Genomic DNA, 2,546 nt, shown 5'->3' with positions numbered 1-2,546 from the left:
GTGAGCGTCAAATAGAGGACACCTCGCGCAGAGATTTTTTGGGGGGGATAATGACCTCAAACAAATCCCGAGGGGTGTTTTCTCATGTCTAGAGAAGAAGTGCAGCTTCATTGGAGAGCTCGTATTGAAGAATTTCGAGAGAGTGGCCAAACAGCGGCGGAATGGTGTAAGGTCCACAACCTTAAGGTCAATCAGTTGCGTCGCTGGATTCATAAGTTCTCTAAGCAGAGCACTGTAGAATCAACTTCGCCGACAATCAGATGGCTGTCCGTGACAACGGAAAGCCCCACGACCACAATTACTACCGGTCCGACAATGACCATCCATATCGGTTCAGCATCCATCGAGGTGCAAGACGGGTTCAATCCCATCCTGTTGAAACAAATCGTTCATGTCTTGGCAGAATCATGCTGAGTGCAATCAACCTCGAACAGTCGGTGTACTTGGCGCCAGGCAGCACGGATTTACGCAAGTCCATTGACGGACTTGCGGTGTTGGTCAAGGAGGTTTTTGAGCTTGCCCCTTTCGCGCCATGTTTGTTCGTCTTTTGCAACCGAGGACACGACAAGCTGAAGATTTTACAGTGGGAGCACAATGGATTTTGGCTCCACTACCGACGCCTAGAAAGAGGCCGGTTTGAATGGCCTGACGCTTCATACTCCGGACCCATTGCCATGGACTATCGAGAGCTTCGCTGGCTTCTAGATGGGTTATCACTGAATCAAAGCAAGGCGCATCCGAAGGTAGTTGCTCGTACAGTGATCTGACATCTCAGGAACGTATCACAACCAATAAAAATATTCAAAAATTCCTTTTGTGACAAGGGATTTCAGACTTTTTGTCGAATTCATATATCATGACCAATACACCTGTTCTAACTACGGAATCCTATGATTCTCTTCAAGAGAAAAACGAAAAATTAGAGCAAAAGGTAGCGTATCTAACTCGACAACTGACTTGGTACGAGGAACAGCTACGCCTTGCTCAACATAAACGTTTTGGGGCATCCAGCGAACGCTCTGACGCCGACCAATTGAGGCTGTTCAACGAAGTCGAAGAGACCTCTGAAGAGACTGGGGCACAGTCTGAGTCGGAAGAATCCATCCTCGAAAAAATCATGTACGAGCGTCGGAAGAAGCAACCGGGTCATCGGGAAGAGATGCTGAGGAACCTACCCGTAGAGCGCATCGAATACCGTCTTGAGGAAGATCAACGTGCATGACCCTGCTGCGGTGAGGTCATGCACGAAATGAGTTCAGAAATTCGCAGAGAGATTAAGATCATCCCAGAGAAAAGAGTGCTGGTTGAGCACGTACAATTCATCTACAGTTGTCGTCCCTGCGACAAGAATGAAATTGAGACCCCGATTGTAAAGGCCCCAATGCCGCGCCCAGCTTTTCCAGGCAGTTTAGCCTCTGCCTCGGCCGTGGCCTATATCATGGAGAAGAAGTACGAACAAGGGATGCCACTCTATCGGCTGGAGCAACAATTCGATCGACAGAGCGTGCCTTGGTCACGGCAAACCATGGCCAACTGGGTCGTTACTGGAGCCAAGGTATGGTTGAGTAAAATCTATCAAAGGATGCACGAAGAGCTACTCAACTGCAAGTACCTTCATGCCGATGAAAGTCCTGTACAGGTCTTGCACGAACCAGGACGAGCTGCAGAAACCAATTCATACATGTGGCTCTACCGCAGTGGGCGAGACGGTCCACCGATTGTCCTGTATGAGTACCAGCGAACGCGTAGCCAACAACATCCGATTGAATTTCTAAAGGGATTTGAGGGCTACCTTCACGTAGACGGGTATGCTGGGTACAACAACCTACCGAATGTGACAAGGGTTGGTTGCTGGAGCCACGTGCGAAGGGGCTTCGACGAGTCTCTCAAGTCACTTCCGGCCAATCAACGAAATGCCCCGATTTCAGCTCGAGAGGGGCTGAACTACTGCAACAAGTTATTCAAAATTGAGCGTGCTCTAAAAGACGTGACGCCCGAGGAACGTTACAGACGGCGACTGGAGGAAAGTCGTCCGGTCCTCGACGCTTTTTCGGTATGGCTTAATTCCATGAAAGACAAGGCCCTCCCGAAAGGAACTCTGGGTAAAGCGGTCAAATACTGCGTGAATCAGTGGCCTACACTCGTGACATTTTTAGAAGATGGGCATTTAGAAATAGACAACAATCGAGCTGAACGGTCGATTAAGCCATTTGTGATGGGCAGAAAAGCATGGCTGTTCGCAAATACGCCAAGCGGCGCGACAGCAAGTGCGATGACTTACAGTCTTGTGGAGACAGCGAAAGAGAACGGGCTAAATGCTTTTGCTTATCTGACGTATCTCTTTGAGCAACTGCCCAACACAGATACCGAAAACCCGGATGCTCTCGCTGGTCTACTACCCTGGTCCGAACAGCTGCCAGACCGAGTACGACATCCAAAACATAAACCATAGAACGACAGCAGTCCCCGCCGGAAGCTGGTGGGGCTTTTTTATTATAGCGAGTTCAACTCCATCTTATTCAAGGTGTCCGCTATTTGACGCATAC

At 49.3% G+C, this 2,546-nt stretch carries 2 protein-coding genes and 1 pseudogene; all 3 read left to right on the top strand.

What is annotated here, in order from left to right; all coding sequences use genetic code 11:
• Window positions 1–84 precede the first annotated feature (84 nt).
• The 3 genes and pseudogenes from tnpA (at window position 85) to tnpC (ending at window position 2,452) form a co-directional block, all read left to right on the top strand.
• Window positions 85–414, top strand: coding sequence for an IS66 family insertion sequence element accessory protein TnpA (gene tnpA, locus M4I36_RS14835; RefSeq protein ID WP_258112537.1), 330 nt, complete (start codon window positions 85–87; stop codon window positions 412–414).
• On the top strand, window positions 408–767 hold the full coding sequence (tnpB, locus tag M4I36_RS16940) for an IS66 family insertion sequence element accessory protein TnpB (protein ID WP_374986401.1): 360 nt from the start codon (window positions 408–410) through the stop codon (window positions 765–767). The genes tnpA and tnpB overlap by 7 nt, the downstream gene beginning before the upstream one ends.
• 89 nt (window positions 768–856) lie before the next feature.
• A pseudogene (tnpC, locus tag M4I36_RS14830) lies at window positions 857–2,452 on the top strand (IS66 family transposase).
• Window positions 2,453–2,546: the final 94 nt, after the last annotated feature.

It is taken from the genome of Alicyclobacillus sp. SP_1 (assembly GCF_024706985.1).
In the GTDB taxonomy this organism is placed as follows: domain Bacteria; phylum Bacillota; class Bacilli; order Alicyclobacillales; family Alicyclobacillaceae; genus Alicyclobacillus_I.
This window is presented reverse-complemented; position numbering and strand designations above follow the sequence as displayed.